At 75.7% G+C, this 3334-nt stretch carries 1 protein-coding gene; it reads left to right on the forward strand.

Features of this window, described 5'->3' with window-relative positions; translation table 11 throughout:
* On the forward strand, window positions 1-3334 hold a 3334-nt coding region (locus AQJ58_RS45255; RefSeq protein WP_234360466.1), incomplete at both ends, for an SDR family NAD(P)-dependent oxidoreductase.

Consider the following 3334-nt stretch of genomic DNA (forward strand, 5'->3'; position numbering starts at 1 on the left):
TTGCTGGAGTCGTGGGGTGTGCGGCCGGATGTGCTGGCGGGTCATTCGATCGGTGAGATCGCGGCGGCGCATGTGGCGGGGGTGTGGTCGCTGGCGGACGCGTGCCGTCTGGTGGTGGCGCGCGGCCGGCTGATGCAGGCGCTGCCGGCGGGTGGTGCGATGGTCGCGGTGCAGGCCTCCGAGGAGGAGGTGCTGCCCCTGCTGGGTGACGAGGTGGGTGTCGCGGCGGTCAACGGGCCGCAGGCGGTGGTGGTTTCGGGTGGGGCCGGGGCGGTCGAGGAGATCGCGGGGCACTTCCGTGGTCAGGGCCGCAAGGTCACGGCGCTGCGGGTGAGCCATGCCTTCCACTCGCCGTTGATGGAGCCGATGCTCGACGACTTCCGCGCGGTCGCCGAGGGGCTGTCCTACGCGGAGCCGAAGCTGCCGATCGTGTCCAGTCTCACGGGCGCGGTCGCCTCCGCGGAGGAGCTGTGCTCCGCGGACCACTGGGTGCGGCATGTCCGTCAGGCGGTCCGGTTCGCCGACGCGGTGGGCGTGCTCGCCGAGCGGGGCACGACCCGCTACCTGGAAGTCGGCCCCGACGGCACCCTCACCGCCCTCGCCCTGGCGCTGCTGCCCTCCGGGCCCGGCCAGGAAGGGGAACCGGCACCGCACATGGCCGTACCCGCGCTGCGCAAGGACGGGCCGGAAGCGGTGACGCTGCTCCACGCCGTCGCCGCGCTGCACACACACGGGCACAGCCCGGACTGGCCCGCGCTGTGCCCCGACGCACGCCACGTCGACCTGCCCACCTACGCCTTCCAACGCGTCCGGTACTGGCCTGCCGACACCGCCTCCGGCCAGGAGGGGCGTGCCACGCACGCCCTCGACTCGGCGTTCTGGTCCGCCGTCCGCAGGGGAGACGTCCGCGACCTCGCCGAGCGCCTGGCACTCGACCCGGACGTCCTGGCACCCGTGCTCCCCGCCCTCACCTCCTGGCACCACGACAGCATGCGGCGCGCCACCGCCGACTCCTGGCAGTACCGGGAGACCTGGACCCCCCTTCCCTCGCCCACCGGATCCCCGGCCGGCGTCTGGCTGGTGCCCTTCTGCGCCGACGACCCGGACGCCGCCGCGACCGCCGACGCCCTGACGGAGGCCTTCACCGCGGCCGGCGCGGACGCCGCCCCCTTCCCCGTGACCGCCGACACCGACCGCGCCCGGCTCATGGAAACGCTCACCGAAGCCGCCGCGGACCACGCCGGACCGCTCCAGCTGGTGTCCGTGCTCGCCCTCACCGAGGCACCCCACACCGCGCACCCCGACGTACCACTCGGGCTGCACCTCAACACCCTGCTGGTGCAGGCGCTGGCCGAGACCGGCATCCGCGCACGGCTCTGGGCGGCCACGCGGTCCGCGGTGTCCGTCGGCGCCGCCGACCGGCTCACCCGGCCGACCCAGGCCACCACCTGGGGCCTCGGCCGGACCGCGGCCGTCGAGCACTCCGACCTGTGGGCCGGCCTCCTCGACCTGCCGCAGCACCCGGAACCGCGGGCACTCGCCCGACTGGTGGCGCTCGTCGCGCAGCCGGGGGACGAGACCGAGCTCGCCGTCCGCGACTCGGCCGTCTTCGCCCGCCGACTGACCCGTGTCACCCGTGACGGCGCCGAGACCCGTCCCGCACCCCGGTTCACCGGAACGACGCTCATCACCGGCGGCACCGGAATCATCGGCGCCCACGTGGCGCGCCACCTGGCCCGGGAGGGCGCCGAGCACCTCCTGCTCGTCAGCCGCAGGGGCCCCGAGGCCCCCGGCGCCGAGGACCTGCGCCGCGAACTCGAACAGACGGGCACCGGCGTCACCGTCGCCGCCTGCGACCCCGCCGACCGGTCGGCGCTGCGGGCGCTGCTCGCCACCGTCCCGGCCGACCGGCCGCTGACCTCGGTACTCCACGTCGCCGGCACCCTCGACGACGCGCCCCTCACCGCGATGGACCCCGAGCGGTACGCCACCGTCCTGCGCGCCAAGCTGCGCGCGGCCGACAACCTGGACGAGGCCACCCGGGACCTGGACACCCCCCTCACCGCGTTCGTGCTGTTCTCGTCCATCGCCGGTGCGCTCGGCTCGGCGGGACAGGCCGGGTACGCGGCGGGCAACGCCCACCTCGACGCCCTCGCCCGGCGGCGGCGCGCCGCCGGACTCCCGGCCCTCTCCGTCGCATGGGGGCCCTGGGCCGGCGGCGGCATGGCCGACGACCCCGCGGTACTCAACCGGCTGCGGCGCGGCGGCCTGACCCCGATGGAGGTCGAACCGGCACTCACCGCCCTCGGCAGCCTCCTCGCCCACGACGACACCTGGGCGCTGGTCTGCGACGTCGACTGGACGAGGATCGCCGCCGGACGGCGGGGACTGCCGGGCGGCGCCCTGCTGAGCCGTATCCCGGAAGCCGTCCACGGCATGGCGGCGGCCCACGACCCGACGGCCGGGCAGGGCGGCGGCCTGCGCGCCGAACTCGCCCCGCTGGGTGCCGCCGAACGCCGTCAGTTGCTGCTCAAGCTGGTGCGCCACAGCGCGGCCGGCGCGCTCGGCCACCCGACCCCGGAGACCATCCAGCCCGCCCGCGCCTTCCAGGACTGCGGCTTCGACTCGCTCACCGCCGTCGAGCTGCGCAACCTCCTGGCCACCGCCACCGGGCTCACCCTGCCGACGACCCTGGTGTTCGACCACCCGACCCCCCTGGCCCTCGCCCAGCACCTGGTGCGCGAACTCGACGACGGCACCCTGGGGTCCGGCCACCGCGCGCCCGGCGCCGATCTGCTCCCGGCGGGCGGCCGCGTCGACGAGGACGAACCGATCGCCATCGTCGCCATGGCCTGCCGGCTCCCCGGCCGCATCACCTCGCCGGAGGGACTGTGGGACCTCCTGACGCGCGGCGGTGACGCCGTCGGCTCCTTCCCGGCCGACCGCGGCTGGGACCTCGACGCGCTCTACGACCCCGACTCACTGCGCCCCGGCACCAGCTACGTCAACGAGGGCGGCTTCCTGACCGGCGCCGACGCCTTCGACGCCGCCTTCTTCGGCATCTCGCCGCGCGAGGCCGTCGCCATCGACCCCCAGCAGCGGCTGCTCCTGGAGGTCTCCTGGGAGACCGTCGAGCGGGCCGGGTTCGACCCGCGCTCACTGCGCGGGAGCCGCACCGGTCTGTTCGTCGGCTGCGGCCACCAGGGCTACGGCGCCACGTCCGGCGAGGTCCCGGACGACGTACGCGGCCATCTCCTCACCGGCAGCGCGGCGAGCCTGGCCTCGGGCCGGGTGGCGTACGCGCTCGGCCTGGAGGGGCCCGCCGTCACCCTCG

It is taken from the genome of Streptomyces sp. DSM 15324 (assembly GCF_001514285.1).
Taxonomy (GTDB): domain Bacteria; phylum Actinomycetota; class Actinomycetes; order Streptomycetales; family Streptomycetaceae; genus Streptomyces.